The 259-nt window shown below is 35.1% G+C and carries 1 protein-coding gene; it reads left to right on the top strand.

What is annotated here, in order from left to right; translation table 11 throughout:
* Positions 1 to 22 precede the first annotated feature (22 nt).
* Positions 23 to 259, top strand: a 237-nt coding sequence (locus SB756_RS31830) for a glutamine synthetase beta-grasp domain-containing protein (protein ID WP_410913469.1), incomplete at its 3' end; no start/stop codon positions are given.

Below are 259 nucleotides of genomic sequence, written 5' to 3'. Positions count from 1 at the left end.
GTCACAATCGGTTTTAGATTTTATTAAAGAAAATGACGTTAAGTTCATTGATTTACGCTTTACTGATACAAAGGGTAAAGAGCAACATGTATCTATTCCTCATCACCAAGTTGATGAAGATTTTTTCGAAGACGGTAAAATGTTCGACGGTTCTTCAATTGCTGGTTGGAAAGGCATAAACGAATCAGACATGGTATTAATGCCTGTTGCTGAATCAGTAAAACTTGACCCTTTCACTGAAGAAACAACATTAATCGTA

It is taken from the genome of Pseudomonas sp. SIMBA_068 (genome assembly GCF_046534705.1).
Lineage (GTDB): Bacteria > Pseudomonadota > Gammaproteobacteria > Pseudomonadales > Pseudomonadaceae > Aquipseudomonas > Aquipseudomonas putida.
This window is presented reverse-complemented; position numbering and strand designations above follow the sequence as displayed.